The sequence below is a fragment of the Arthrobacter sp. Hiyo1 genome (genome assembly GCF_001263615.2).
Taxonomy (GTDB): Bacteria; Actinomycetota; Actinomycetes; order Actinomycetales; family Micrococcaceae; genus Arthrobacter.
Genome location: NZ_DF952468.1, coordinates 601,155 through 602,356, shown reverse-complemented (window position 1 = coordinate 602,356; position 1,202 = coordinate 601,155). Strand labels below are relative to the sequence as shown.

Sequence of the window (1,202 nt, the reverse complement as noted above, 5' to 3'; positions counted from 1 at the left end):
GGTCCAGATGGAAGGAGGCCGTGCTGCGGGGAGCCCGAGGGCCATCGCGGCGTCGTCCCGGCTGACGGCGTCGCGTGCCCCGCAGACGTGCTCGTACAGGCGGCGGCGGTTGCCGTCGTCGAGGGATGCCAAAGCGGAGAGTCGACGCAGCCAGGGAAGTCCGGTCATGCATCAAGCTTAACTCTAAAATCAACACTCATTGCTTAATTCCTTTGGGACTTTCTAAAATCAAAGTATCCAGTTTTAGAAAGAAGGCATCATGAACACTGCATCATCCCCGGCCCAGGCGAAAACCGGATCGCTCATGTCCATGGATCCCCAGCGGCAGGCATTCCTGCTCCTCCGGACCGTGTTCACCGTGGCGCCGATCATTTTCGGCCTGGACAAGTTCACCAACCTGCTCACCCACTGGACGATCTACCTGGCGCCCGTGGCCACCTCCGTCATTCCGGTCCCGGCCCAGACCTTCATGTACATCGTGGGAGTCGTGGAGATTGTGGCCGGCATTGCGGTGGCGGTCCGGCCACGCTTTGGCTCGCTCCTGGTGGCGGTCTGGCTTCTGGGCATCATCGTGAACCTGCTGGTGCTGGGCAACTTCTTCGACGTCGCCCTCCGCGACTTCGGCCTGCTTGTGGGCGCACTCGCGCTCAACCGCCTGGCCGTCGCCTCGCAAGCTGACGGCCAGGCTTAGGCCAATACCCGCAGGCGCCCGGAACCACGTCGATGTCCAAGGGAAGATGGCCGATCCGCTCACCATCGGCGTAGGCCACCACATTCTCGGCGGCAAGCCGCACTGAACGCACCCGGCGGATTTCCACCGCCGGGTGCGAGGTATGCCGGCCGGAGAAGACCTTGGGGAAGACAGCGAGGAGGGCCAGCCGGGATAACGGCTTGACGATAAACAGATCCAGCAGCCCGTCGTCGGGCGCGGCATCCGGGACGATGCGCATGCCGCCGCCGATCGATGGGGCGTTGGCCACCGAAATCAGCATGGCGCCTTCCTTCGTTTCCGCGCCGTCGGCAGTCACGGTGTAGTTGATGGCCCGGAACGATCCGAGCTCCCGGAGCATCGCCAGGGTGTAGCGGAGCGTACCGCGGGGCCACCTCCAGGAGTTGGCCCGTTCATTGACGGCAGCGTCGAATCCCGCCGATACAGCTCCCGCAAACCACACGGTCCGTCCGCCGGTGGTGATGCGGCCGGC

1 protein-coding gene and 1 pseudogene are annotated in these 1,202 nt (G+C 64.1%); one reads left to right on the top strand and one right to left on the bottom strand.

All coding sequences use genetic code 11. The features are described 5' to 3' along the window. The first annotated feature begins 259 nt into the window (after positions 1-259). Positions 260-691 carry a hypothetical protein gene (locus tag AHiyo1_RS02705; RefSeq protein ID WP_059387530.1) on the top strand — a complete coding sequence of 144 codons (432 nt, stop codon included), beginning with the start codon at positions 260-262 and terminating at the stop codon, positions 689-691. Here AHiyo1_RS02705 and AHiyo1_RS02700 read toward each other — a convergent pair. Then, a pseudogene (locus AHiyo1_RS02700) lies at positions 648-1,202 on the bottom strand (diacylglycerol kinase); the annotation flags it as partial. The gene AHiyo1_RS02705 and the pseudogene AHiyo1_RS02700 sit on opposite strands and share 44 nt — an antisense overlap.